Origin of the sequence: Kitasatospora putterlickiae (assembly GCF_039527695.1) — a bacterium.
Taxonomy (GTDB): domain Bacteria; phylum Actinomycetota; class Actinomycetes; order Streptomycetales; family Streptomycetaceae; genus Kitasatospora; species Kitasatospora putterlickiae.
Genome location: NZ_BAAAKJ010000373.1, coordinates 1 through 1755, shown reverse-complemented (window position 1 = coordinate 1755; position 1755 = coordinate 1). Strand labels below are relative to the sequence as shown.

General features: G+C 76.7%; 1 protein-coding gene. It reads left to right on the top strand.

The features are described 5' to 3' along the window. The first annotated feature begins 100 nt into the window (after positions 1–100). On the top strand, positions 101–1537 hold the full coding sequence (locus ABD308_RS33045; protein ID WP_425554908.1) for a DUF2252 domain-containing protein: 1437 nt from the start codon (positions 101–103) through the stop codon (positions 1535–1537). The last annotated feature ends 218 nt before the right edge of the window (positions 1538–1755 follow it).

Genomic DNA, 1755 nt, shown 5'->3' with positions numbered 1-1755 from the left:
CCCGGTAGCCTGCTGGCCGGCCCGTACGCGGCCGGGTCCGCGCGGGTCGCGGGCGGGAACGACTCAGAACAGGGCGGGACGCGTGACGCAGCTGACCGAGATGGCGATCGGGTCCGGGATACCGGCGGACGCGACGGAGGCCGGGCACGGGCCCGGACGGCGGTTCACGGTCGAGGGCTTCGCGCCGGGCCACGACGGCGGCGCCCGGGCGCGCGGCAAGGCCCTGCGCGCCAGGAGCCCGCGCGAGCGGCACGCCGAGTTCGCCCCGGCCACCGACCGGCCGACCGCCGTCGAGGCGATCGAGGCCTCCAACGCGGGCCGCCTCACCGGGCTGGTGCCGATCCGGCTGGGCCGGATGGCCGCCACCCCGTTCGCCTTCCTGCGCGGCTCGGCCGGCCTGATGGCCGCCGACCTGGCCGCCACCCCGACCAGCGGCACCGTGGCCCAGCTGTGCGGCGACGCGCACGCCGCCAACTTCGGCCTGTACGGCGACGCCCGCGGCCGGCTGGTGATGGACATCAACGACTTCGACGAGACCGTGCCCGGCCCGTGGGAGTGGGACCTCAAGCGCCTGGCCGCGAGCCTGGTGCTGGCCGGCCGGGAGGTCGGCGCGGACGAGGCCACCGCCCGCCAGGCCGCCTACGACGCCGCCGGGGCGTACCGCCGCACCATGCGCACGCTGGCCAAGCTGCCGGCGCTGGACGCCTGGAACGCCGTCGCGGACGAGCAGTTGGTCTCCTTCGCCCAGGCGCACGACCTGGCCGAGGTGCTGGGGAAGGTGGCCGCCAAGGCGCTCGGCAACACCAGCGCGCGCTTCGCCGCCAAGTCCACCGTCCGCACGGAGGACGGCGGCTGGCGGTTCACCGCCGCGCCTCCGGTGCTCAGCGAGGTCGACGACGCGATGGCCGCGTCGGTCGCCACCGCGCTCGGCCCGTACGTGCGCACGGTGCCTGCCGAGCTGCACCCGCTGCTCTCCCGCTACCGGGTGCAGGACGTGGCGTTCCGCGTGGTGGGCACCGGCAGCGTCGGCACCCGCTCGTACGTGGTGCTGCTGACCGACCACCGGGAGCAGCCGCTGGTGCTCCAGGTGAAGGAGGCCCGCCCGTCGGTGCTGCTGCCGTACCTGGCCCGGGCCGGGTACCCGGTGGACGCGCCGGACGGCCACGAGGGCCGCCGGGTGGTGCTCGGGCAGAAGCGGATGCAGGTGGTCAGCGACACCCTGCTCGGCTGGACGACGGTGGACGGGCTCCCCTACCAGGTCCGGCAGTTCCGCAACCGCAAGGGCAGCGTGGACCCGGCGGCGCTGCTGCCGGCCCAGCTCGACGACTACGCCCGGATCACCGGCGCGCTGCTCGCCCGCGCCCACGCGCACACCGCCGACCCCGGGGTGATCAGCGGCTACTGCGGCAAGAGCGAGGCGCTGGACGAGGCGCTGGCCGCGTTCGCGGTGGCGTACGCGGACCGCACCGAGGCCGACCATGCCGATCTGGTGGCGGCGATCCGGTCGGGCCGGCTCCAGGCCGAGCACGGCGTCTGACCGGCGTCTGACCGGCGTCCGGTCGGTTCACCGGATCGTCACCGTCGGCCGGCCGGGTCCGGGAACGGCGCCACCGCCGCGAGGCACTCGGCCGGCCAACCCGGCGTGCGGGACGTGGCCGGCCGGGCCGTCGGCCATCAGCGGGGTGGGAGCGGGTCGGGCCGGTCGATCCGGCCCTTGACCGCCCGGGCCACCGCCCAGTCGACGTCCACCGGCCC